This window comes from Geobacter grbiciae (assembly GCF_018531165.1).
In the GTDB taxonomy this organism is placed as follows: Bacteria; Desulfobacterota; Desulfuromonadia; order Geobacterales; family Geobacteraceae; genus Geobacter; species Geobacter metallireducens.
In genome coordinates, this window is the sequence record NZ_JAHDIW010000001.1 from 262,774 (window position 1) to 286,441 (window position 23,668).

Consider the following 23,668-nt stretch of genomic DNA (forward strand, 5'->3'; position numbering starts at 1 on the left):
GGCTTTTTCATTGGCTGCGGAGGCCGGGTGCTATGGCGTATCGTCCAGATACTCCCGGGAGTATTTCACGTAGTTGCCCGCAGACCGCTGGAGCCAGGCGATTTCGTCAGGAGTCAAATCCCGCTTGTACCGGGCCGGTGCCCCTACCCATAGGGTGTGGGGGGGGATTACGGTCCCCTCGGTGACCAGCGCCCGCGCCCCTACCAGTGCCCCTTTTCCAACCACTGCCTTGTCCATGACCATGGCCTGCATGCCGATGAAGGCGCCGTTTTCGATGGTGCAGCCGTGGAGGGTGACGCTGTGCCCCACGGTCACGTCGTCACCGATGACGAGCGGGGCGCCGGGGTCGTCGGCGTGCTTCTTGTGGGTCACGTGGAGCATAGTGAGGTCCTGGATATTGCTCCGGGCGCCGATCCGGATGAAGTTCACATCTCCCCGGACCACCACGTTATACCAGATACTGCTTTCGGCCCCCACGGTCACGTCGCCGATGACCACGGCGGTTTCGGCGATGAACGCTGAAGGGGCGATCTGGGGTTGCATCCCCTGGAATGAACGGATCATTGGAAAACCTCGACAGATTGGATTGTTCCGGTCCCGGGTCCCCGGTCCCCGCATCTCAGTCCCTCGGTATGGCGATCATCCGGTCCAGTGCCCGCTTGGCTTGCACCCGGATATCCTCAGGCACCTGCACCACCGGCGCCATGGTCGTGAGGGCATCGAGGATGTCCTCCAGGGAGGTGAGCTTCATGTTGGGGCAGACCAGAGCCGGCGAGGCGAGGATGAACTCCTTGTCGGGGTTCTCCAGGCGGAGCTTGTAGAGGATTCCCGCCTCGGTGCCGATGATGAAGCGTTTGGCCGGACTCTTGCGGCAGTAATCGTACATGCCGCTCGTGGAGCAGGCGTGGTCGGCCAGGGCCACCACCGCCGGGTTGCATTCGGGGTGGCAGATGAAAAGGGCATCGGGATTCTCTGCCTTCAGGCGCGCCACCACGTCGGCCTTGAGCCGCTCGTGGGTGGGGCAGTAGCCGTCCCAGTAGTGGAAGGTCTTGTCGGACTGTTTCGCCACGAACTGCCCCAGGTTCCGGTCGGGGACGAAGATCACCTCCCGGTCAGGGAGGGAGTTGACCACCTTCACAGCGTTTGCCGAGGTGCAGCAGATGTCGCTCACGGCCTTTACGGCCGCCGATGAGTTCACGTAGGTGACCACCGGCACGCCCGGATGCCTGGCCTTCAGCTCCAGGAGTCCCTCCACCGTCACCATGTCGGCCATGGGGCAGCCGGCGTCGCGCCGCGGCAGGAGCACCGTCTTATGGGGCGAGAGGATGGATGCCGACTCGGCCATGAAGTGAACACCGCAGAAGACGATCACGTCCGCAGCGGTTTTGGCCGCCTCTTGGGAGAGCCCCAGGGAGTCGCCGGTGATGTCGGCGATTTCCTGCACCTCGTCCCGCATGTAGTTGTGAGCCAGGAGGACGGCGTTGCGCTCCTTGAGGAGCCGCCTGATTTCCTGCTTGATGGTATCGGCCTGCATGGGTGTGTTTCCTTTCCCGTTTTCCCGTATACGGGCGAAATTGGATGATACTAAATCAACGTTCGCCCCGATGTCAAACCCTTTGCCCGTCCATGGGCGGGGCCTCGATATGGCGCCCTTGACACGACTCGGCCCACACTCTATTATTTTCACATCCTTTGGCCAGAATTGAGAAGGTGTTTTGCGGCGGGCCGGCGACTCCGGCCGCTGTCACGGGAGGTATACGAACATGTTTGGAATCGGCATGCCGGAGTTGATAGTCATCCTTGTCATCGCCCTGATCGTTATCGGTCCCCAGAAGCTCCCCGACATCGCCCGGTCCCTGGGGAAGGGGCTGGCCGAGTTCAAGCGGGCCTCCGACGACTTCCAGCGGAACATGGCCGAGGAGGTCCGGAATCTGGATGAAAAGGAAAAGGCCGAAAAAGAAGCCCAGACCGCCGCTGCCGACCCGATGGGGGACCCGGCTGCCGAGGTTAAGGCCCATGGGGACCGGGCAGCAGAGACTGCGTCCAGGGGAGGCGACGGGGCGAAGTCGGCTTGAGACGGCCTGATACGAGATGTCGGAAATGAAAAAGGCGGGCTTGCACCCGCCTTTTGTTATTTGAGGGCCTTGAGCCTCTCCTTGGCCCGCCTCGCCTCCTCGGTGGAGGGGTGCTCGTCGATGAGTTTCCGCAGCACGTAGCGGGCGCTCTTCACGTCGCCGATCTCGTTGAAGGCCCCGGCCTGTTTCAGCATAGCCGCAGGTACCTTTTCCTTGCCGGGGAAATTTTTGATCACCTCCTGGAATTCCAGGATTGCCTGTTCGTATTTCTTTTCGCCGTAGTAGGCCTCGCCGGACCAGTAGTGGGCGTTGACCGCCAGTTCGTGCTTCGGGTGCTGTTCCAGGAAGCGGGCAAATGACTCCCGGGCCGCGGCGAAATTGCCGCTCCGGTAGGCGTCGAGCCCCTTCTGGTAAAGGGCTTCGGGAGTCGCAGGCTCGGGAGGCTTGGCCTGGGCCGTTTCCATGTCCGTTACCTTCTTCTGCACCGCGCCAAGCCGTTCCTCCAGGGAGGAAAGGCGCCGTTCCAGGTCTTCCTTGAGGAGATTCACCTCCTCGGCCGGCTTCTTGGCGGCCAGGGAGAGGTCGTCCACCTTCCCGGCCATTACCTGGAGGTCAACCTTCATGGCGTCCATGGATGCTTGGAGGTCCGCGAGCCCCTTACGGGCGCCGGCCCGCTCCTTCTCGAAGTCCTGCAAGGTTGTCTCGATGCCGGCCCTGGTCTCCGTCCGCACCCCTCCCAGGTCCTTCTCAAGGCGGAAGATGCGGGTCTTCAGTTCCTCGTTGTCCCGTTGCACCGTCTCCAGGTCGCTGCGCATGGCGCATCCCGACAGGGCCAGCAGCACGACGAGCGATATATTCCGTACGATGTTCATCGGCGTCTCCGTAGTTGTTGCCCGGCAATAGAGAAAGGGAGCCGTTGCCGGCTCCCCTCCCGTTTTCCCGGACGATGGTCTTATTTGACAATGAGGAATTCGGCCCGACGGTTTTTCGCCCAGGCTTCTTCGGTATGTCCCGGATCAAGGGGCTTCTCCTCACCGTAACTAATGATGGAAAGGCGATTGGCGGCGACGCCGAGGGTCACCAGGTAATCACGGGCCGCCTTGGCCCGCTTCTCCCCCAGGGCCAGGTTGTACTCGTCGGAGCCCCGCTCGTCGCAGTGCCCTTCGATCAGGAGGCGGGCATTGGGCTGCTTCTTGAGGAGGTACTCCGCGTTCTTGGAGAGGATATCCCGGGCGGCCTGGGAGAGGACGAAGGAGTCGAAATCGAAGAAGATCCGATCCAGAGTCGCCGTGACGGTGTCAAGGGCCGTGGCCGGTTGGAGGGTTTCCGTCTTGACGGGGGCCTCGGGGATGGGCTGGGCTGTAATGGGCTCCTCCTTCACCGGCGGAGCAGCGGGTTTGGCCGGAGTTGTGGGTTGGGGGGCCGCTACCGGCGGTACCGCCTCTTCCGGCTTTACCATCTCCTTTTTGGCGCAACCAGTCGCAACGAGAGCGGAACAGATGAGGGCAACGAGACCAAAGGTGCTTTTTCGCATACATCTTCTCCTTTTGTTGTTAGACAAGCGCCTGCCGGAAAAATGATACCCGGCCGGTCGCCGAAAATTCTGAGGCACGTGCAAAACTATTACGAGGCCGGTCTGCGTTGTTGCCGCTCGCTCGAAAGCTCATCGTACCTTCGGGTACGCCTCGCCTCCTCGCTCGCTTGCGCCTAGCATACCGGCCTCCTCATCACGTTCTGCACGTGCCCCTTCTGTTTTCATTATAGAGGACAGCGCTCCATTTTCAACACCTGCCTCACCAACGCGGCGACCACGCGGGATGGGAGTCCCTCCCCTTCCCGCCGGAAACCCGGGTCTGGCCGCTGCCGTCGGCCCTCATCACGTGGATCCGTTCACCGCCGCCGCGGGTGGAGCTGAAGGTGATGAAGCGGCCGTCAGGGGACCAGCGGGGATGCTCGTTGCTCCCCTCGCTGGTGAGCCGGGTATCGCCAGAGCCGTCGGGATTGATGGCGTAGATCTGGAACCCCCCCTCCTGGCGGCAGTAAACGATCCGGTCACCCTTGGGAGACCAGCGGGGGCTCACGTTGTAGCTGCCGTTGGTGGTGAGGCGTCGGACTCCGGTGCCGTCGGCATTCATGATAAAAATCTGGGGCTTGCCGAGCCGGTCGGAGACGAAGACGATCTTGCGGCCGTCGGGGGACCAGGCGGGGGAGACCTCGATGGCGCTGGTGTTGGTGAGCCGGTGCGGGCTCTTCCCGTCCCGGGAGATGGTGTAGATCTCGGAGTTGCCGTCCTTGCTCAGGGTCAGGGCGATGGTCTTGCCGTCGGGGGACCAGGCGCCGGTGGCGTTGATCCCCCGGTAGGAGGAGATCCGGGCCTCGGCGCCGGTGAAGAGCTCGCGGCGGAAGAGGTCCGGATTTCCCTGGCGGTAGGAGGTGAAGATGATTTCCTTCCCGCTGGGGGAAAAATCGGGGTTCAGGTTGATGGAGCGGTTTTTCGTGAGCTGCTGGACGTTGTGACCGTCATAGTCCATGAGGAAGATCGCCTTGGCGCCGGCCCGGGTGGAGACAAAAGCGATTTTTCCCGTGAAGGGACCACGCTCCCCGGTCAGGGCGGCCATGATGTCGTCCGAGAAGGTATGGGCGATTCTCCGGACATCGCCGGGACGGCCCGTGTACCGCTTGGCCAGGATCTCCTTCCCTTGGGTGACGTTGTAGAGGCGGAACTCCATGGTCATGGCGTTTCCCGTAACCGTGTAACCGCTCTTGACCAGAAGGTCGACCCCGGCGCCGCGCCAGGGGGCGAAGTCGAACTCTCCCGGCCGGATGCCGGCCGAGGCCGCGGCGGTCGAGGGGGCCGTGACGGTGAAGGGGCCGGCAAGGACCATGTCGAACTGGAGCGCTTCGGCCGTCTCGCGGGCCACCTGGGGAGCATCGGAACCGCCGAGGCGCCGTGGGGAGTCCACGGTGAGGGTCAGTTTGTGGGTTCCCGCAGCCGTCACTTCCCGATACCCTTCCTGGGAATGGAGGAGTGCGGGGATCAGGCAGAGCATGATGGTGATGAGAATGAAGAGACGTCGTGTCATTTTTTTCCCACTCCCTGTGGTCTGAAGATGAAACCGTAGTCGAATTCGCCGCCGCCGGGGGGCGGGACAAAGGTCTTTTCGGCCCGGGCGATGGCCTTGTAGACCGATTCTTCGAAAATTTTGTCGCCGCTCGAACGCTCGATCCGCTTCCGCGCGATGTGCCCGCCGGCGTCGATGGTGAGTTTTACCACCACTTCCGGTGCCTTGCTCTGGTGGGCGATGGTGGACTGGAAGGCGTCCGTGAGCCGGGACTGGATATAGCTGGCGTAGTCGCTTCCGGCCTCTTTCCCGGTGCCGCCGGGGGTTCCCACCCGCTCCGGCTGGCGGCCGCTTCCCGCGGTCTTGCGCCGCAGGGAGTCGAGGGCCGCCTCCTGGCGCCGTTCGTCGATGGCCCGCTGGAGTTTGTCCATCCGCTCCTCGAAGGCCTTGCCGGCATCACTCTCCTTTGAGGAACTCTTCTTCGGCGTGGCCGCCTTTGTCGGGGTGCGTTTCTGGGGAAGGGCCATCTCCGCGGGCTTCGGTGGGGGAGACGGCGCCGCTGGGGGCGGGCTCCCTCCGGTTACGCGACTCCCGGCTTGGGGAGCGGCCACCGGCAGGTTCACGACATCCACGTAGTAGACGGGCGCCTCTAGGGGGGCGGGGGAAGAGAAGTGGTGGAGGAGGACAAAGGCGGCGACGGAGGCGTGGACGACGCAGGAAGCGGCAACCCCCCACCCCAGCCCGGTATCTCTCGGTTGGCGGGTACGGCTCATTTTGTCGGGGCTGGCTCCGTCACCATGCCGAGGCGCTCGATGCCGGCCCCCTTGATTTCAGCCATGGTCCGCACCACATCACCGTAGGGGACATCCCGGTCGGCCTTGAGGAAGACCTCCTTCTTCGTCCGGTTGGCCACCATGGTGGTCAGTTTCGCCTTCAGGTCTCCCGGAGCCACCTCCGTGGCGTTGATGAAGACCTTGCCGCTCCGGTCAATGGAGACGACCACCGCCTCCTCCTGGGTGGCCATGGCCTTGGTTTCCGCCTTGGGGAGGTTCACCTGGACCCCCTGCTGCATCATGGGGGCCGTAACCATGAAGATGACCAGGAGCACGAGCATCACGTCCACCAGGGGGGTGACGTTGATCTGCGACATGGTGCCGCGGTCGCCGTTGTTTCTGCTGCCGATTTCCATGGTCTGCTCCTACTTCTTGGTCACGGTCCGCTGGACGATGTTCAGGAACTCGGTGGAGAAGTTGTCCATGGTGGCGATGAGGACCTTGATCTTGTACTGGAAATGGTTGTAGGCCATGACCGCCGGGATGGCGGCCACCAGGCCGATGGCGGTGGCGATGAGGGCCTCGGATATGCCCGGAGCAACGACGGCCAGGGATGCCGAGCCGGTCTCGCCGATCCCCTTGAAGGCGGTCATGATCCCCCAGACCGTGCCGAAGAGGCCGATGAAGGGGGTGGTGGAGCCGGTGGTGGCCAGGAACGTCACGTACTTCTCCAGCCGGGTGATCTCCGAGGTGGTGGCGCGGCGCAGGGCCCGGGCGATGTTCTCGATGCCCCCCAGCTCCGTGCTCATGACGTCCAGCTCTTCCTTCTGGTCCCCCTTCTCCACGAGGCGCTTCAGCTCGCCGTACCCCTCGCTGAAGAGGACCGTCAGGGGCGAGTTGGTAAAGCGGTCCAGCTGGGAGTTGATGCCGTCGAACCGCTTGGTCTTCCAGAAGAAATCCAGGAAGCGCTCCGACTCGCTGTTGGCCCGGTAGACCTGGAGGAGCTTGAAGAAGATGATGGCCCAGGAGACCACCGAGAAGAAGACGAGGACGCAGAGGACGAGCTTGACGACGAGACCGGTTCCCGCAAGATGTAACACGGCATGAACCTCCGGCAGTTAAATTAATGAGATACGCGTTGGCTGAACAATAGTCCCGGCCGGCTGCCACGTCAACCGTTTTCCGGAAGGCAGCAGAGGGCGGCACGAAATAATCCTAGTAAAATTCGGGCTTTCTATCCTCGAAGCAGGGGATCTGCCGGCGCCAGGAATCCATCTCCCCGAAGTCGAGAGAGGCGCTGATCTCGCACGGCTCGTACCCCCCCTCGGCTAGGTGCTCCCCCTTGGGTCCGATGATGAGGCTCGCGCCGAAGAAGTCCAGCTTTCCCTGGATCCCGCAGCAGTTGGCCGCCACCACGAAGAGCTGGTTCTCTATGGCCCGGGCGTTCAGGAGTGCCTTCCAGTGCTCGTCCCGGGGCTTGGGCCATTCGGCGGGCACCACGAGGATCTCCGCCCCCTCCACTGCCAGCCGCCGGGCCAGCTCCGGGAACCGGAGGTCGTAGCAGATGAAGACGCCGATCCGCCCCACGCTGGTATCCACCACGAGCCAGCGGTCGCCGCCGTCCAGGGAGCGGTCTTCCCCCATGAGGGAGAAGAGGTGGATCTTCCGGTAGAAGCCGAGGAGTTCCCCCCGGTCCAGGACGTAGGCGGTGTTGCAGACCTTTTCCCCGTGGGGCTCCGGCATGCTCCCCACGATCACCATTCCCAGCTCCCGGGAGAGCCGCCCCAGTTCCGCCACTACCTCGGGGGTCCGCTTTGCCAGCTCGTTCAGCTCCCGGTAGGCATAGCCCGTGTCCCACATCTCGGGGAGGACCGCCAGGGTGCACCCTTGGGCGGCGAGGCGGCGCAGCGCCCCCTCCACATACCGCATGTTGGCATCCACGTCGCCAACCTTGATGGTGAACTGGACGGCTCCTGCCTTCACGGTACGCGTCATGCCGATCTCCCTCCGGGACTTTGGGGTGCGCCTGCCAAACGGGGTTTAGTGTAGCGGCATCCCGGGCCATTTTCAACCAAAGAAGTTTGGACTTCCGCGCAGAAGGTGGCGTATCATCGGCACAAATGGACGATACGGCTGCCCTTTACATCCACATCCCCTTCTGTGTGCGCAAGTGCCTCTACTGCGCCTTCGCCTCCACGGACGAAGCCCCCCTCGCGACTGGCGAGTACGCGGCGCTTCTCCTCCGGGAGATGGCGCTCCGGGCCGCGGCGCTGGCATCCCCCCTGCGCGCCACCACCCTCTATCTGGGAGGAGGGACCCCGTCGCTGCTGGAGCCCGACCTTGTCGGGAATATCATCGATTGCGCCACCCGCCTGTTCAGGCTCGATCCCGCGGCCGAGATCACCCTCGAAGCCAATCCCGGCACCGTCACGGCCGACTCCCTCGCGGGGTACCGGACGGCCGGGGTGAATCGCCTCTCTCTCGGTGTCCAGTCTCTCGACGATCGGATGCTGGTGCGACTCGGCCGGGTCCATACGGCCCAGGAAGCGAAGGACGCCTTTGCCCTGGCCCGCCGGGCCGGCTTCGACAATATCGGCATCGATCTCATCCACGGGCTTCCGGGCCAGAGCCTTGACCACTGGCGAGACCAGCTCCGGATGGCGGCAGCCCTTCGGCCGGAGCATATCTCCGCCTACGGTCTCACGGTGGAGGAGGGGACCCCCTTTGCCCGCCAGGAGGATCAGGGTGAACTGACGCTTCCGGACGAGGATGACGCCGCCGCCATGTTCGAGGAGACGTCGGAGATCCTGGCGGCGGCCGGCTATGAACAGTACGAGATTGCCAACTTCGCCCTCCCGGGATGCCGCTCCCGCCACAACCAGGTCTACTGGCGGCGGGGGAATTATCTCGGGTTCGGCGCCGGGGCCCACTCGTTCCTGCGGGAGCCGTTCCCCGGCCTCCGTTGGCGCAACCCGGACGACCTCGGCACCTACGGATGCCCCCTGGCGGATGGGGTTCTGCCCGAGACGGACATTACCCTTCTTGCGGAAGAGGACGCCATGGCCGAGTGGCTCTTTCTGGGGCTCAGGATGCTCGAAGGAATCGAGGAAGCGCGGTTTCGGGAGGAATTCTGCCGGCCCCTCATGGAGATCCACGGCACCGCCATTGAGGGGCTCAACGCCGCCGGTCTCCTTGTGCGCGAGGGGGGGCGCCTGCGGCTCACCCGCCGGGGGGTAATCCTCTCAAACCGGGTCTTCGCGGCCTTTCTCTGACCGGTCCCGCTGCCGGAAATCTCCTTGACAAAGAAGAGGGGCGTTGTTACCTTTACCCCGTTAGCACTCACCAACTCTGAGTGCTAATCTTCTTTGTGGGGTCGGTATGGGAGAAGGGCTTTCAGAGCGCAATAAAAAGATCCTTGAGGCGATCATCGAGGACTATATTGTGACCGCCGAACCGGTGGGAAGCCGGGCCGTCACGCGGCGGCACGGGCTCAACCTGTCGCCGGCCACGGTCCGCAACGCCATGGCCGATCTGGAGGAGATGGGGCTCCTTGCCTCGCCCCACACCTCTGCCGGCCGCGTTCCCACTGACCGGGCGTACCGTTTCTACGTGGATTCCCTTCTGGCGGTAGGGCGCATTGACAAGGCCGAACGGGAGCGGATACGGAAGCGCTACACCGGCGCGGGGCGCGACATGGGGGCGGTTCTCCACGAGACGACCCGGCTCCTGTCGTCGGTTTCCCACTACATGGGGATTGTCCTCGCTCCCCGCTTCTCCTCCACCACCCTCCGGCACATTGAATTCGTGAAGCTGGGGGGGCGCCGGATCCTGGCCATCCTGGTCGCCGATAACGGTGCGGTCCAGAACCGGCTCATCGAGTCAGAGGAAGAGTTCGCCGAGGCCGACCTGGTCCGGATGTCCAACTACCTGAACGAGCTTCTTCAGGGGCTTCCCGTCGCCCAGGTGCGGACCCGTATCCTGGAGGAGATGCGGAACGAAAAGGTCCTCTACGACACGCTCTTCTCGCGGGCGCTCAGGCTTTCGGAGCAGACCATTGTGGAGGGTAGCGCCCAGATCTTCATGGAAGGGCAGACCAATATTCTGGATCAGCCCGAATTCGCCGATGTGGGGCGCATGAAGGATGTCTTCCGGGCCTTCGAGGAGAAGAACCAACTGGTGAATCTCCTGGACCGCTGCATTTCGGCCCAGGGAGTCCAGATTTTCATCGGTTCCGAGACCCACCTGAACCACATGGAGGGGTTGAGCGTTATCACCTCCACCTATATGTCGGGGAAAAATACCCTCGGCGTCCTCGGGGTGATCGGCCCGACCCGCATGGGGTACGGCAAGGTGATCCCCATCGTCGACTACACCGCGAAGCTCGTGAGCAAGCTGCTCGAAGACGAGTAGAGAAGAAAGGAAAACCATCGTGGACAAGAAAAAGCACGGCTCCCACGCAGGAGCGCACCATACCGAAGAGCCCGTGGCCGAAACCGCGGCCCCGGCAGCCGAAGGGGCACCCGCCGCCGGCGCCGACCGGGTGAAGGAGCTGGAGGAGGCCCTGGCCGCCAAGGAGGCCGAGGCGGCCGCCAACTGGGATAAGTTCGTCCGGGAGCGGGCCGACCTGGAGAACTACCGCAAACGGACCCAGAAGGAGAAGGAAGAGCTCCTCAAGTATGGAAACGAGAGCCTCATCATGGAGATCCTGCCGATCGTGGACAACATGGAGCGGGCCCTGGACCATGTCAGCGAGGAGAGTGCCTCGGCGGTCATCGAGGGGGTCCGGATGACCCTCGGGATGCTCCAGTCGACCCTGAAGAAGTTCGGGGTCACGGCCGTGGAAGCCGAAAAGGGGACTTCCTTCGATCCGGCGGTTCACCAGGCCATGTGCCAGGTGGATGGCGCCGATGTGCCGGCCAACAGCGTGGTGGAGATCTTCCAGAAGGGGTACCTCCTGAACGAGCGGCTGATCCGCCCCGCCATGGTTTCGGTGTCCAAGTAGATTTTTTTCGTTGCCCCCTTGCCTTTCGCCGGGGCGATAACTAGGTTCTGTTCAGATACACACCAAAGGAGGAACAGTTACATGAGCAAAGTCATCGGTATCGACCTGGGTACCACCAACTCCTGCGTCGCCATCATGGAGGGGGGGGAGCCCGTTGTCATAGCCAACTCCGAGGGGAGCCGCACCACGCCGTCCATGGTGGCCTTCGCCGAGAGCGGCGAGCGTCTGGTGGGGCAGCAGGCCAAGCGCCAGGCAGTCACCAACCCGGAGAACACCCTCTTCGCCATCAAGCGCCTCATCGGCCGCAAGTTTGACACCGAGGAGGTCCGCAAGGACATCTCCATCTCCCCCTTCAAGATCGTCAAGGCCGACAACGGCGACGCCTGGGTGGACGTGCGCGGCAAGATGTACTCCCCCCCCGAGATCTCGGCCATCGTGCTCCAGAAGATGAAGAAGACCGCCGAGGACTACCTGGGGGAGACGGTCACCGACGCGGTCATCACCGTGCCGGCCTACTTCAACGATTCCCAGCGCCAGGCCACCAAGGACGCCGGCAAGATCGCGGGGCTCAACGTCCTGCGGATCATCAACGAGCCCACCGCCGCGGCCCTGGCCTACGGCCTCGACAAGAAGAAGGACGAGAAGATCGCCGTCTTCGACCTAGGGGGCGGTACCTTCGATATCTCCATCCTGGAGCTGGGTGACGGGGTCTTCGAGGTGAAGTCCACCAACGGCGACACCTTCCTCGGGGGCGAGGACTTCGACCAGCGGGTCATCGACTGGATCGCCGACGAGTTCAAGAAGGACCAGGGGATTGATCTTCGCGGCGACAAGATGGCCCTCCAGCGCCTCAAGGAAGCGGCCGAGAAGGCCAAGTGCGAGCTCTCCTCCTCCATGGAGACCGACATCAACCTCCCGTTCATCACCGCCGACGCCACTGGGCCCAAGCACCTGACCATGAAGCTCACCCGGGCCAAGCTGGAGGCCCTCTGCGCCGACCTCCTCGACAAGCTGGAAGGCCCCTGCCGCACCGCCCTCAAGGACGCCGGCCTCTCTCCCTCCGAGGTGGACGAGGTGATCCTCGTGGGGGGCATGACCCGCATGCCGGCCGTCCAGAAGCGGGTCCAGGAGATCTTCGGCAAGGCCCCCAACAAAGGGGTCAACCCCGATGAAGTGGTGGCCATCGGCGCCGGCATCCAGGGCGGAGTCCTCCGGGGGGACGTGAAGGACGTGCTTCTGCTGGACGTGACGCCGCTCTCCCTGGGGATCGAGACCCTCGGCAGCGTCATGACCCGGCTCATCGACAAGAACACCACCATCCCCTGCCGGAAGTCCCAGGTCTTCTCCACGGCCAGCGACAACCAGCCGGCGGTCACCATCCACGTCCTCCAGGGGGAGCGGGAGATGGCCAACGACAACAAGACCCTCGGGAACTTCGAGCTGACCGGCATCCCGCCGGCACCCCGCGGTGTCCCCCAGATCGAGGTCACCTTCGACATCGACGCCAACGGCATCGTCCACGTGTCGGCCAAGGACCTCGGCACCGGCAAGGAGCAGTCGATCCGGATCACCGCTTCGTCGGGCCTCTCCAAGGAGGAGATCGACAAGATGGTCCGGGAGGCCGAGTCCCACGCGGCCGAGGACAAGAAGAAGCGTGAGCTGATCGAGGCCCGCAACCATGCCGACACCCTGGCATACTCCACCGAGAAGTCCCTCAAGGAGTACGGCGACAAGATCGGCGATGACGAGAAGAAGAAGATCGAAGAGGCCGTGGCTGCCCTCAGGAAGGCCATGGAAGGGGACGACGTCGACGCCATCAAGCAAGCCACCGACGCCCTGACCCAGGCATCCCACAAGCTGGCCGAGGCGGTCTACGCCAAGACTCAGGCCGAGGGCGGAGCCCAGCCGGGGGCTGAGGCCGCCGGCGACGCCAGCGCCAAGGGTGGCGAGAAGGTGGTGGACGCCGACTTCGAGGAAGTGAAGGACGACAAGAAGTAACCAAACATCACTGGCTGAAGGCAAAGGGGCCAGGGGCGAAGGGGCGATGCGGTACACCTCCCCTTGTGCCCCTGGCCCCTGAGCCGTTTGCCCCAAAGGATATCCCTTGGCAGAGAAACGCGACTATTACGAGGTGCTCGAGGTCCACCGCAACGCCTCGGACACCGAGATCAAGAAGGCATTCCGCAAGCTGGCCATCCAGTACCATCCGGACAAGAATCCCGGGGACAAGGAGGCCGAGGAGAAGTTCAAGGAGATCACCGAGGCCTACGAGGTCCTCTCCGATTCCCAGAAACGGGCCCAGTACGACCAGTTCGGCCACGCCGGCCTCGGGGCCGGCGGCTTTTCCTCCGGCGGCTTCGGTGGTTTCGGCGCCGGAACCCCCTTTGGCGACATCTTTGGCGACATCTTCGGCGACATCTTCGGGGGGCGTCCCCGGGGGAGCCGGGGCCGGCGGGGGGACGACCTCCAGTACAACCTTGAGCTCACCTTCGAGGAGGCCGCCTTCGGGGTGGAGAAGGAGATCCAGGTTCCCTTCGGCAAGCGGTGTGGCGAGTGCGGCGGCAGCGGCGCCAAGCCCGGCACCGAGCCCAAGGTCTGCCCCACCTGTCGGGGCGCCGGACAGGTCCGCTTCCAGCAGGGGTTTTTCAGCGTCAGCAAGACCTGCAGCCACTGCAACGGCGAGGGACGCGTGGTGGAGAACCCCTGTCCCACCTGTCGGGGGAACGGCATGGTGCGTGACACCAAGACCCTCTCGGTGAAAGTACCGGCTGGCGTCGAGACCGGCACCCGCCTCAAGATGACCGGTGAGGGGGGGCAGGGGACCAAGGGGGGGGGCAACGGCGACCTCTACGTGGCCATTGCCGTGAAGGAGCACCCCATATTCAACCGGGAGGACAACGACGTCATTTGCGAGATCCCCATCAGCTTCGTCCAGGCGGCCCTGGGGTGTGAAATGGAGGTGCCGACCCTCGACGGCAAGGTCTCCATGAAAGTTCCCGAGGGGACCCAGTCGGGAAGGATATTCCGCCTCAGGGGCAAGGGGGTTCCCCAGCTCCAGGGGTACGGTCGGGGCGACCAGATGGTGGTCGTCAAGGTGGAGACCCCCTCAAATCTCAACAAGCGCCAGAGGGAGCTCCTGGAAGAATTCGCCCGCATCAGCGGCGAAGACGCCCACCCCATGAAGAAGAACTTCTTCGACAAGGTCATGGACCTCTTTAGCTGATCCCTCCAATGATCACGGCCGCCATCCCATCAGGATGGCGGCCGTGCTTTAACCCTGTTTCGTCCCTCCCGAACGTCAGCCAGCCGTCTCCATTCGCCCTGCAAGAGGATAGCTCGCCTCGTGCCGGTGGATGGCCCCCTTTGCGGCAAGGATGCTCGAATAGAGGTGGAATGCGTCGACCGTGAACGGCTCGCAGTGGAAGGAGGCATTCCGCGCCAGGAAGGGGGCGACGTCACCCTCCCGGTGTTCCCTCAGGCGGGCCAGGGTGATGTGGGGTGAGAAGGGGCGCTCTTCCGCAAGGATGCCGGCTGCTACCACCGCCGCCTCAACCTTCTGCTGGAGCTGCTGGAGGGGGGCTCCGCCGCTGAGCCCCACCCAGAGAACCCGCGGACGCCGGGGGGAAGGGAAGCAGCCCACCCCCTGGAGGGAAAGGGGGAAGGGGGGAGAGGTGATCTCTGCCAGGCCGCGACGGATCGCCGCAGCGACGGCATCGTCCTCCTCGCCGATGAACCGGAGGGTCAGATGGAGTTGGTCCGGTGGAAGCCACCGCACTCCGGGGACTCCCCGGCAGATATCAGCCACTGACCGTTTGACCTCGTCGGGAAGATCGATTGCCACGAACAGGCGCATGACGCGCCTCCTTTTCACCCCGTCAGCGGGCGGCGATGCGCTGGTCGGCTCCGGATGTTCTTGCCCTGAAGCGCCCCGCAGAACCCGAAATCACCGTGCCGAACGGTTGCGACAGCCGGTTCAGCCGCTCGATAACCTCCGCTCCCTTGCGCCCCGAAAGGATGCCGGGCTGGTAGCGGGTCTCCCGGTGCAGGACGTTCAGGGGGACCAGTTCCACGGAGGTTTCTTCGTCGGAGAGGATCAGCCGTGCCATGACGCTCCGATCGGCGGCGGTGCTCCGGCTGCCGAAGGCGAAGTTGCCGAGGCTGTAGAGAATCGGCTTTCCCCGGTAAAATTCGAGCCCCTGCAGCACGTGGGGGTGGTGGCCGATGATGGCGTCGGCGCCGGCATCAATGGCCAATCGGGCAGTCTCCGTCTGGTACTGCTTCGGAAACTCTGCCCGCTCCGCCCCCCAGTGGAACGAGACCACCACGTAGTCGGCCTCCGCCTTCGCCCGCCTGATATCCTCCCGCACATGGGGGGCGTAGCCGGGGGCGGTGCCTGGCCGGTTCGGGCCAGCATAGAACTCCGACGGAAAGGTGAGGGAATAGGCGAGGAAGGCGATCCGCTTCCCCCGCACCGAGACCACCGCCTTCTGGCGGGCCTCGGCCAGTGACGCGCCGGCGCCCGTGTGGGCAATGCCGTGGCGGGAGAGGGTCGACAGGGTGTCCTGGAGTTCCTCATTTCCGTAATCCATCATGTGGTTGTTGGCCAGGGTGAGGACCGAGAAGCCGGCCCGCTTCAAGGCTGCTGCAGCGATGGGGTTTGTCCGGAAACGGTACGTTTTGTCCCGGTACTCGGTTCCGCGCTCCGTAAGGGGGGCCTCCAGGTTCCCCATGGCAATATCGCCCCGCCGAAGTTCCTGGGCCGTCTTCGCGAAGGGGTGGTCGTATCCTGACCGGGAGAGGGTCGGTGTGGCGCTGCCGGCGAGCATGATGTCGCCGACGCAGGTGATGACGATTCCGTCGGCGCCCAGGGCCGGGACGGCAAGGAGGGTGACGATGGCGGCAAGCATAAGCCGGACCTGGCGCATGGGGGCTCCGAGAGGGAAAACGGTTGACTCTTGGGGATACGGATGCTAAGAACTATAGCTTTAATGCCTGAAAAGTAAAGGACTTATCCATGCTTGACCCCAAACACCTTCGGGAAAATTTCGAGTCTGTCGAACAGCGTCTTGCCACCCGTGGCGGCGCGGTGACCTTGGACCGGTTCCGGGAACTGGACTCCCGTCGCCGGGAACTCCTCCGCGAGGCCGAATCCCTCAAGGCGGTGCGCAACGCCGCCTCCGAGGAGATCAGCCGGATCAAGGACAAGAGTCAGGCCCAGCCCCGCATCGCCGAGATGCGCGAAGTCTCCGCCAAGATCAAGGTTCTCGACGACGACCTCCGGGGGGTCGACGACGACCTCCAGGCGGTCCTCCTGACGATCCCCAATATCCCCCACCAATCGGTGCCGGTGGGCGCCTCCGAGGCCGACAACCGGGAGGTGCGGAAATGGGGTGAGCCTCCCCGTTTCGGGTTCACCCCCAGGCCCCATTGGGAGATCGGCGAAGGTCTCGGTATCCTCGATTTCGAGCGGGGGGCCAAGCTCACGGGCGCCCGCTTCACCCTCTACCGCGGTGCTGGTGCCCGGCTTGAGCGAGCGCTTATCAACTTCATGCTCGACCTCCATACGGAGAAGCACGGCTACGAGGAAACTCTCCCGCCGTTCATGGTCAACCGCGAAAGCATGACCGGCACCGGCCAGCTCCCCAAGTTCGAGGAGGACCTCTTCCACCTGGACGGAACCGACTACTACCTGATCCCCACCGCCGAGGTGCCGGTAACCAATATCCACCGGGGAGAGATCCTGAAGGGAAGCGATCTTCCCCTCTCCTACACCGCCTACACCCCCTGCTTCCGGAAGGAGGCTGGCTCCTACGGCAAGGACGTGCGGGGCCTGATCCGCCAGCACCAGTTCAACAAGGTGGAACTGGTCAAATTCACCCAGCCCTCCACCTCCTATGCGGAGTTGGAACGGCTTCTGGCCAATGCCGAGGAAGTGCTCCGCCAGCTCGGGCTCCACTACCGGGTGGTGGAGCTTTGCACCGGCGATATGGGATTCTCGGCCGCCAAGACCTATGATATTGAGGTGTGGCTCCCGGCCCAGGATACCTACCGGGAGATTTCCTCGTGCAGCAACTTCGAGGATTTCCAGGCCCGTCGGGCGTCAATACGCTTCCGTGAGGACGACAAGGCCAAGCCCGAATTCGTCCATACCCTGAACGGTTCAGGGCTTGCTGTTGGTCGGACCCTGGTTGCCATCCTCGAGAATTACCAGCAGGAGGATGGTACCGTGATGATTCCCGAGGCGTTGAGGCCCTACATGGGAGGATATTCAAGCATCGGCCGTTAGATGCGGTGAAAAAAATTAATTGCGTGGCCCCGGAAAGTATGCTAAACAGAACGTTCCGTGTGGCTGCGTAGGGCGGATAATCAGGTTGGATCGGTTGGACTCCCGGAGGAGTGGCCGAGTGGTTTAAGGCGGCGGTCTTGAAAACCGTTGAACGAAAGTTCCGTGGGTTCGAATCCTACCTCCTCCGCCATTATCAGATATGAGTTTAAGGGAGAGATGGCCGAGTAGGTCGAAGGCGCTCGCCTGCTAAGCGAGTATACTGGGAAACCGGTATCGAGGGTTCGAATCCCTCTCTCTCCGCCAGTTGACAGCGCGACGGCGGTGCCGGCGCGATTCGGATTGAGGAGGCCTTGTGGGGTCGGTTTTCAGGCTCTTTGTGGTAGTTGCCATGGTAATGGCAGCGGTTGCCGGTTGCAGCAAGAAGGAAGAAGCAAAGCCTGAGGGAATGGCATCTCCCCATGGGGAGGCGGCGACAAAAAAGAAAGAATCGGTAGTTGTCGTCCCTGAAAGCGTCAAGGGGAAGTGGAAAGCGGTCAAGATCGCCGTCACGGATAAGGCTGTCAACAAGGAAGCCGTTTACACGGTAAATATCGGCTCTCAGCTTGCAATTCCCGGCTCGGGACTTACCATTGCGGTGGACACGTTCCTCCCCCAATTTACCATGGATGGAACGACCCTGACGTCCCAGTCCAATGAGCCGAAAAACCCGGCAGCCCAGATCCGAATCATTGAAGGTGGAAAAGAAGTTTTCAAGGGATGGCTTTTTTCGCTGTATCCGACGACCCATTCATTCAGTCATCCCAAGTACGGTTTTACGCTGGTGGATTTCATTCCTGCCAGTTAATGCATGCGCGCTCGTAGCTCAGCTGGATAGAGCACCAGACTACGAATCTGGGGGTCAGGAGTTCGAATCTCTTCGAGCGCGCCATTTTTACAAGAGGGGTTACGGCAAGAGCCGTAACCCCTCTTCTTTTCAGGCGTGGGGCGCCCACCTGACAGCGTGACCGGTTGAGCGATGAATGTGGCCGAAATGGTACGAAACCTGCTAGTCTTATGCCTTGACGAGTTGTTCATAGCTACTGTTCTCTTGATGGAGTCATACGTGAGATCACATATCCCCTACATGCGGCGCCGGGTTGTTGCCGTTGCGGCGTGCGGCGTTCTCTTCCTGCTGTCCGTTCTGCCAGGATGTAAGTTCAACAAGGCACAACAGGAGAGCAGTCGTTCCGTTGAGACGCTGGAGTCAACGGCGATTACTGGAAAGAAGACGGTTGCTCCTCCTCCCCAACCAGAAGAGCCACGCTTTAAACCTGTTTCCAGTTCGAGGGTTGCCACGCCGAAGAACCGGTACCGGACCGGCGAGAACCCCGAGGTGGCCGCGCAGGCCGGATGGCCCGTGAAGAGCCCCAACCCGTTGCCGGGGGCGATCCTTCCCGGGAGGCGCATCGTTGCCTATTACGGGAATCCGCTTTCAAAGAAGATGGGGGCGCTGGGCGAGCATCCGAAGGATGACATGCTGCGGCGCTTGAAGGAAGAGGTGTCCCGCTGGGAAAAGGCTGACCCCTCGAAGCCGGTGCAACCGGCCCTGCATCTTATTGCAGTGGTAGCCCAGGGTGACCCTGGCAAGAGTGGCAAATACCGGATGGTCATGCCAGATGACGTGGTGAATCAGGTGCATGGTTGGGCACGGGAGGCCAATGCCCTCATGTTTATCGATATCCAGACGGGGCACGAGAACATCAGGACGCTTCTGCCGCGCTTCGAGTGGATCCTGAAAAATCCCGACGTTCATCTGGGAATCGATCCTGAATTTAACCTTGTCAAAAGCGGGGCGAAGCCGGGGACAAAAATCGGCACCTACGATGCTGCCGATATCAACTACGTCACCGAGTATCTCAGCCGCCTGGTAAAGACCAATAACCTCCCTCCCAAGGTGCTGACGGTACATCGCTTTACCCGCAACGGCGTCACCAATGCACGCAAAATCACCCTCCGGCCCGAAGTGCAGATCGTCATGCACATGGACGGCTGGGGCGCACCTTCACTGAAGCGCGATTCCTACGCCGACTACATCGTGGCAGAGCCGGTCCAGTATACGGGGTTCAAGCTTTTCTACCACAATGACACCAAGAAGGGAGACCCGATGATGACCCCTCGCGAGGTGCTCATGCTGGATCCGAAGCCCCTGTACGTTCAGTATCAATAACCGACGGAGAGGAACCGGATCGGATGGTTCGCCGTAAAGCCGAGGGAGTGCGGGACGACAGCTACTGGATGGGGAAGGCCCTGCGAGAAGCGGAAAAGGCCGCTGCCCGGGACGAGGTCCCTATTGGTGCTGTCGTTGTCAGAAATGGCGCAGTAATCGGTCGTGGGCACAACCTGCGGGAAAATAAGCAGGACCCCTCGGCCCACGCCGAAATGATAGCCATCCGCCAGGCCGCCAGGCGACTCGGGTGCTGGCGCCTTACGGGATGCGTTCTCTATGTGACCCTGGAGCCGTGCCTCATGTGCATGGGGGCCATCATCCTCGCCCGGTTCGACCGGGTGGTCTTCGGCTGCCATGACCCCAAGGGAGGTGCGGCCGGTTCCCTCTACGACCTCTCCGATGACCGCCGGCTCAATCACCGGGTTGAACTCACTTCCCGGGTGCGGGAAGAGGAATGTTCCGCAATCCTGAGCGGTTTTTTCGCCGATCTCCGCACACGGAAAAAGAAGGCTCGTCGCACACTATCGGCCGGTATCTGATCTCCCCTCCTGTAAGCCTTTTCCTCCAGTAATTGACACAAACGTGTAAAAATCATCCTTGCGGAGAGGGGGGAGAGGGATTACACTTTACTCCACTTTGGTACCCTCTATTACTCCATTCACGCCAGATATGACTGGCGTCCGCCATCCCGCAACGAAAACAAGGAGGAGAGCGCATGAAGAAAATCGGAGTTGTCCTTTCCGGCTGTGGTGTTTACGACGGTAGTGAGATTCACGAGGCGGTTTTTACCCTGCTTGCCATTGACCGGAACGGAGCCGAGGCGGTATGCCTGGCGCCTGACATGGAATTTCGCGAGGTGAACCATCTCACCTCCCAGGAAACCGGCGCCGTCCGCAATACCCTCGTGGAGTCGGCCCGGATCGCACGCGGCAAGATCAGGAACGTGGCGGAGATTGCGGCTGCCGACCTGGATGCCGTCGTCTTTCCCGGCGGCTTCGGGGCGGCAAAGAATCTCTGCAATTTCGCGGAGAAGGGAGCAGGTGCTTCCATCCATCCCGAGGTGGCGCGGCTTATCCGGGAGATGGCCCTCGCGAAGAAGCCCATTGGCGCCATCTGCATCGCTCCGGCTCTCATCGCCGCAACCCTCGGCCGTGACTACAAGCCGAAAGTGACCATCGGGACCGACGCCGGCACGGCGGCAGCAATTGTCGATACGGGGAGCGAGCATGTTGATTGTCCAGTTACGGAATTTGTGGTGGACCGAGAGAACAAGATTGTCACCACCCCCGCCTACATGCTTGCCAACCGGATCTCTGAAGCGGCCGAAGGGATCGAGAAGGCGGTGAAGACGGTCATCGACATGGCGTGAAGACGGTGCGCCGGAACATTCTTATCAAGGAGGAGAAAGGATGAAGCGATTGGTAACCGTGGCATGGATTGTTGTGGCTGTTGCCGGCCTCAGCGGCACTGCGCTGGCCGACAGCATCAAGGGAAAGTTGGGCGTTACGGGGCGGCTCGGTGTTTACCTCCCTGCCGAGAGTGATTTTGACGACCGCAAGCTGGAGACCGACGTCGGGTTCATCGGCGGAGGCGGGGTGATCTACGGCATTACCGATAACATTGCGGCCGAGATCGACGTGACGCATACCGAATTCGGCTCCAACCGCGTTTCGGGACTGGACGAAGGGGACTTTGAGGTTGTGAACGTCTCCCTGGGGGGGCAGTATCGTTTTCTGTTGCCCCAATCCAAGTTTGTCCCTTACGCAGGGGGTGGTCTCGACATTCTGCTGATTGATTATACGCGCCCCTCGGGCACAAAGGCCCATGTGGATACGGGAGTTGGAGTCCATGTCAACGGGGGTGTTGATTATTTCGTCACCAGACAGCTTGTGTTGAACGCCGAGGTCAAAGGGGTTATTGCTCCCGAGGTCGACATGGCGGCGGAAGGCAGATCGGGAAATTTTGACCCGAGCGGCGTTGCCGGTACCGTGGGTGTAAGATTTTTCTTCAATTAGCTCATTCCCGGAGGGGCTGCCCCGGCTGCCCCTCCGACACATCTCTCCTTTTTCGCATCGCTACGAAAATGTGCTGGGGCGCTTCGCACCGCTGCGAAATGCCCGATACCGCGTCACTGTCCCTCCACCAGATGTAAATGCCCGCCGTACACCGATCCGCGTGTTAACAGAAATATAATGTAACCTGATATGATGCAAAATATGAAACTGTAGTAGAATGATATACAAGTATGGAACATTGCCCGAACTGCCTGTAACCACTGAAGAAAAAACCTTAAGATGCGAAGCGGGCATCTGCTGGCATGATTTGTGTAAATTAATTCTGCGCAAAGGAACATGGAAGACGTCGTAAATGCGTTGTCAATTCTTTGCCAGGCCAGTGGTTGCGGGAAAATTTCCCGACCTGTTATACGTCTTGAAGTGGACAGTAGACAGAAGGGTGGGTTTATGGACACGACAGTTATTGATGAGGCTATTGACAAGTACGTGAACGAGCGGATGAAAACGGGGAAAAAGTCGGCGGCGGACCGGTTCATCTCCTATGCATACCTGAGATATGCAGGGGACGAGCTGGCTGAATTCCTTAAGAAGGTGCGGGGGCTTTCCCGCTACTATGTCGACTTCCTGACGCTCATGGAGAACCCCTTCAAGGGTCCGGAACTGGCGTGGTTTGCCTCTATGATCACCGTGGGGGTCGTCTCCTGCTACATGATGGGAAACGAGGATACCCGAATAGCCGGAATCTTCGTTTTTTCCGGCACGTTGGTCCACGCTTTGTCCCTGCTCAGGATGGTGGCGAAGAAGTGGCGTGAGATCGGCGTCATGATTGCCATCTACCGCGAGATCATCGATATCGTGGAACGGGAAGCGAAGACCCTGGCGTAAAGCCGGAAAAGAGGGTTGCTTGCATCATCCGGCGCGAGCCCTCTCCGAACGTCCTTTTCTCCGGGCGGCCATGCAGGCCGCCCTTTTTTGTGCCGAAGAACGGGGAGAGGTCAGTGGGGTTCATTCAGGTCGAAGATCGGCAAGATACGGGAAAGGAGCCAGAAGAGGGCGAAGGGGATAGAGCCCACCATGAGGGCGCCGAAGAGCCCCTCCTTGAAGGTCTCCATGTCGTGGGGCCAGATCGGCATGTGATAGTGCATGAACCCGGCAAAGGAGGCAGAGAAGGCCTGGCCGCCGATGACCACGTTCCACCGCATCATGAAGACCCCGAAGAGGACGAGGATCGTCCCGGCCACCGCCCGGCGGACCGTGAGCCCCGGCAGGAGAAAGAGGATGAAGGGGACCAGGTTCCCGAGCCCATACTGGAGGATGAAGATGGAGGTGAAATCCTTACCGTAGATGACGCTCCGGAGGATGTCCCACGACTTGACCGCCGTGTACCCCCGGAAGATCAGGTCGAGAAGCTCCAGGGTGATGGCGAGGATGAGGAACATGATGAGATACCTGGAGGTCATCGTCACCACCTGGGTCTCCACCCCCCCCAGTTCACCGGGGGAGGGGAGGGAGGGGTTCTCCTTCCGCCGCCAGGCAATGATGAGTTTTCTCAACTCCATGGTGATGACGTAGGTGAGGATGCAGAGGGCAATCCCCGAGACCACCGCCGAGCAGATGAAGATGACCGGCATGAGCGGCGTCATCCAGAGGGCGTTGGCCTTCACCGAGCCGAAGATGAAGCCGGCGTAGCCATGGAGAAAGCAGGCCACGGGAATGCCGACCGCGGCCAGGATCTTCACCGCCCTCTCGTCCTGCTCCAGGGCGTGGTGGCTCACGTCCCAGGCCCCCATCACGAGGATCGAGTAGAGGCCCATGAGGAAGGTTTCGGAGAGGTCGCGGTTCGGCTTCAGGCGCAGCTCCCGGGCGGTGGTGACGAAGTAACCGCGGTAGACGAACCAGAGCTCCGAAGCGACGATCATCCCGTAGGTGAGGAAGACAATCCCGAAGGCGGCGATGGCCGAGGTGAAGTGGGGGGTCATGAGGACATTGAGGTTCCGCTGGGGCTGCTGGAGGTGGAGGAGGAGCGGCATGGGGGCGCAGGGGAGCAGGGCGAAGGAAAAGACCAGAGAGAAACGGGCGATCTCCTTCAGCTTCGTGACGCCGAAGACGTGGTAGAGGGACGACAGCACGAAGGCCCCGGCCACGAGGCCCGTGAGGAACGGATACATGACGATCTGGATGGTCCAATAAATGTACTCGTTGGGATAGACGAAGAGCTCTTTGACGGTCCAGGCTTCCCCATGCAGCAT

25 protein-coding genes and 3 tRNA genes are annotated in these 23,668 nt (G+C 62.0%); 16 read left to right on the plus strand and 12 right to left on the minus strand.

All coding sequences use genetic code 11. The annotated features are described in order from the left end of the window. Positions 1 to 30: 30 nt before the first annotated feature. Both KJB29_RS01170 and nadA read right to left on the minus strand, forming a co-directional pair. A complete protein-coding gene (locus tag KJB29_RS01170) occupies positions 31 to 564 on the minus strand; it encodes a gamma carbonic anhydrase family protein (RefSeq protein WP_215732991.1) in 534 nt (177 codons plus the stop codon). Positions 565 to 619: 55 nt separating this feature from the next. After that, complete coding sequence (gene nadA / locus KJB29_RS01175) at positions 620 to 1,534, minus strand: quinolinate synthase NadA (RefSeq protein ID WP_215732992.1); 915 nt, start codon at positions 1,532 to 1,534, stop codon at positions 620 to 622. Positions 1,535 to 1,763: 229 nt separating this feature from the next. Here nadA and KJB29_RS01180 point away from each other — a divergent pair, with 229 nt between their 5' ends. Next, positions 1,764 to 2,075, plus strand: coding sequence for a TatA/E family twin arginine-targeting protein translocase (locus tag KJB29_RS01180; RefSeq protein ID WP_215732993.1), 312 nt, complete (start codon positions 1,764 to 1,766; stop codon positions 2,073 to 2,075). A gap of 56 nt (positions 2,076 to 2,131) precedes the next feature. On the opposite strand, the gene ybgF is transcribed toward KJB29_RS01180, so the two are convergent. From ybgF to KJB29_RS01215, 7 genes are all read right to left on the minus strand, one after another. Continuing rightward, positions 2,132 to 2,947, minus strand: coding sequence for a tol-pal system protein YbgF (gene ybgF / locus KJB29_RS01185; protein WP_215732994.1), 816 nt, complete (start codon positions 2,945 to 2,947; stop codon positions 2,132 to 2,134). A gap of 80 nt (positions 2,948 to 3,027) precedes the next feature. Beyond that, positions 3,028 to 3,609 (minus strand): peptidoglycan-associated lipoprotein Pal, encoded by a 582-nt coding sequence (gene pal / locus KJB29_RS01190; RefSeq protein ID WP_215732995.1) that lies wholly within the window; start codon positions 3,607 to 3,609, stop codon positions 3,028 to 3,030. A gap of 259 nt (positions 3,610 to 3,868) precedes the next feature. Beyond that, complete coding sequence (gene tolB / locus KJB29_RS01195; RefSeq protein WP_215732996.1) at positions 3,869 to 5,158, minus strand: Tol-Pal system beta propeller repeat protein TolB; 1,290 nt, start codon at positions 5,156 to 5,158, stop codon at positions 3,869 to 3,871. Further along, entirely contained in the window at positions 5,155 to 5,910 is a 756-nt protein-coding gene (locus KJB29_RS01200; RefSeq protein ID WP_215732997.1) for an energy transducer TonB, read from the minus strand. The genes tolB and KJB29_RS01200 overlap by 4 nt, the downstream gene beginning before the upstream one ends. Next, positions 5,907 to 6,326 carry a protein TolR gene (gene tolR, locus KJB29_RS01205; protein WP_214186247.1) on the minus strand — a complete coding sequence of 140 codons (420 nt, stop codon included), beginning with the start codon at positions 6,324 to 6,326 and terminating at the stop codon, positions 5,907 to 5,909. The genes KJB29_RS01200 and tolR overlap by 4 nt, the downstream gene beginning before the upstream one ends. A 9-nt stretch (positions 6,327 to 6,335) precedes the next feature. Next, positions 6,336 to 7,010 carry a protein TolQ gene (tolQ, locus tag KJB29_RS01210; RefSeq protein ID WP_215732998.1) on the minus strand — a complete coding sequence of 225 codons (675 nt, stop codon included), beginning with the start codon at positions 7,008 to 7,010 and terminating at the stop codon, positions 6,336 to 6,338. Positions 7,011 to 7,125: 115 nt separating this feature from the next. Then, the gene (locus KJB29_RS01215) at positions 7,126 to 7,905 is read right to left on the minus strand and encodes a carbon-nitrogen family hydrolase (protein ID WP_215732999.1); all 780 of its coding nucleotides are present in this window, start codon (positions 7,903 to 7,905) and stop codon (positions 7,126 to 7,128) included. 125 nt (positions 7,906 to 8,030) lie between these two features. Between KJB29_RS01215 and hemW the strand changes: the two genes are divergently transcribed. The 5 genes from hemW to dnaJ all read left to right on the plus strand — a co-directional run bounded on the left by hemW (position 8,031) and on the right by dnaJ (position 14,135). Beyond that, positions 8,031 to 9,182 carry a radical SAM family heme chaperone HemW gene (hemW, locus tag KJB29_RS01220; protein ID WP_215733000.1) on the plus strand — a complete coding sequence of 384 codons (1,152 nt, stop codon included), beginning with the start codon at positions 8,031 to 8,033 and terminating at the stop codon, positions 9,180 to 9,182. A gap of 106 nt (positions 9,183 to 9,288) precedes the next feature. Further along, on the plus strand, positions 9,289 to 10,320 hold the full coding sequence (hrcA, locus tag KJB29_RS01225) for a heat-inducible transcriptional repressor HrcA (protein WP_215733001.1): 1,032 nt from the start codon (positions 9,289 to 9,291) through the stop codon (positions 10,318 to 10,320). A gap of 19 nt (positions 10,321 to 10,339) precedes the next feature. Beyond that, positions 10,340 to 10,912, plus strand: coding sequence for a nucleotide exchange factor GrpE (gene grpE, locus KJB29_RS01230; RefSeq protein ID WP_215733002.1), 573 nt, complete (start codon positions 10,340 to 10,342; stop codon positions 10,910 to 10,912). An 81-nt stretch (positions 10,913 to 10,993) separates the two neighbouring features. Beyond that, positions 10,994 to 12,910: a molecular chaperone DnaK gene (gene dnaK, locus KJB29_RS01235; RefSeq protein ID WP_215733003.1), complete on the plus strand. Its 1,917-nt coding sequence runs from the start codon at positions 10,994 to 10,996 to the stop codon at positions 12,908 to 12,910. Between the two features lie 106 nt (positions 12,911 to 13,016). Further along, positions 13,017 to 14,135, plus strand: coding sequence for a molecular chaperone DnaJ (gene dnaJ, locus KJB29_RS01240; protein WP_215733004.1), 1,119 nt, complete (start codon positions 13,017 to 13,019; stop codon positions 14,133 to 14,135). Between the two features lie 75 nt (positions 14,136 to 14,210). Here the strand turns inward: dnaJ and thpR are convergent, their stop codons facing one another. Together thpR and KJB29_RS01250 are read right to left on the minus strand one after the other, a co-directional pair. Further along, on the minus strand, positions 14,211 to 14,765 hold the full coding sequence (thpR, locus tag KJB29_RS01245) for an RNA 2',3'-cyclic phosphodiesterase (RefSeq protein ID WP_215733005.1): 555 nt from the start codon (positions 14,763 to 14,765) through the stop codon (positions 14,211 to 14,213). A gap of 22 nt (positions 14,766 to 14,787) precedes the next feature. Continuing rightward, positions 14,788 to 15,837: a CapA family protein gene (locus KJB29_RS01250; protein WP_215733006.1), complete on the minus strand. Its 1,050-nt coding sequence runs from the start codon at positions 15,835 to 15,837 to the stop codon at positions 14,788 to 14,790. A gap of 89 nt (positions 15,838 to 15,926) precedes the next feature. On the opposite strand from KJB29_RS01250, the gene serS reads away from it, so the two are divergent. From serS to KJB29_RS01300, 10 genes are all read left to right on the plus strand, one after another. After that, positions 15,927 to 17,198: a serine--tRNA ligase gene (serS, locus tag KJB29_RS01255; protein WP_215733007.1), complete on the plus strand. Its 1,272-nt coding sequence runs from the start codon at positions 15,927 to 15,929 to the stop codon at positions 17,196 to 17,198. Between the two features lie 104 nt (positions 17,199 to 17,302). Then, positions 17,303 to 17,388 (plus strand) — tRNA-Ser (locus tag KJB29_RS01260). 20 nt (positions 17,389 to 17,408) lie between these two features. Continuing rightward, positions 17,409 to 17,501: transfer RNA gene (locus KJB29_RS01265), tRNA-Ser, on the plus strand. Positions 17,502 to 17,550: 49 nt separating this feature from the next. Next, complete coding sequence (locus KJB29_RS01270) at positions 17,551 to 18,042, plus strand: DUF2155 domain-containing protein (protein WP_004513683.1); 492 nt, start codon at positions 17,551 to 17,553, stop codon at positions 18,040 to 18,042. Positions 18,043 to 18,049: 7 nt separating this feature from the next. Next, a tRNA-Arg gene (locus KJB29_RS01275) sits at positions 18,050 to 18,126 on the plus strand. A 174-nt stretch (positions 18,127 to 18,300) separates the two neighbouring features. Further along, positions 18,301 to 19,404 (plus strand): hypothetical protein, encoded by a 1,104-nt coding sequence (locus KJB29_RS01280; RefSeq protein WP_343213528.1) that lies wholly within the window; start codon positions 18,301 to 18,303, stop codon positions 19,402 to 19,404. 23 nt (positions 19,405 to 19,427) lie between these two features. After that, complete coding sequence (gene tadA / locus KJB29_RS01285; protein ID WP_215733009.1) at positions 19,428 to 19,943, plus strand: tRNA adenosine(34) deaminase TadA; 516 nt, start codon at positions 19,428 to 19,430, stop codon at positions 19,941 to 19,943. Positions 19,944 to 20,119: 176 nt separating this feature from the next. After that, entirely contained in the window at positions 20,120 to 20,773 is a 654-nt protein-coding gene (gene elbB, locus KJB29_RS01290; RefSeq protein ID WP_215733010.1) for an isoprenoid biosynthesis glyoxalase ElbB, read from the plus strand. A 40-nt stretch (positions 20,774 to 20,813) separates the two neighbouring features. Then, on the plus strand, positions 20,814 to 21,419 hold the full coding sequence (locus KJB29_RS01295; RefSeq protein ID WP_215733011.1) for an OmpW family outer membrane protein: 606 nt from the start codon (positions 20,814 to 20,816) through the stop codon (positions 21,417 to 21,419). Positions 21,420 to 21,866: 447 nt separating this feature from the next. Beyond that, entirely contained in the window at positions 21,867 to 22,304 is a 438-nt protein-coding gene (locus tag KJB29_RS01300) for a GSU0071 family protein (protein ID WP_215733012.1), read from the plus strand. Between the two features lie 110 nt (positions 22,305 to 22,414). On the opposite strand, the gene nrfD is transcribed toward KJB29_RS01300, so the two are convergent. Further along, positions 22,415 to 23,668, minus strand: a complete 1,254-nt coding sequence (nrfD, locus tag KJB29_RS01305; protein WP_215733013.1) for an NrfD/PsrC family molybdoenzyme membrane anchor subunit — start codon at positions 23,666 to 23,668, stop codon at positions 22,415 to 22,417.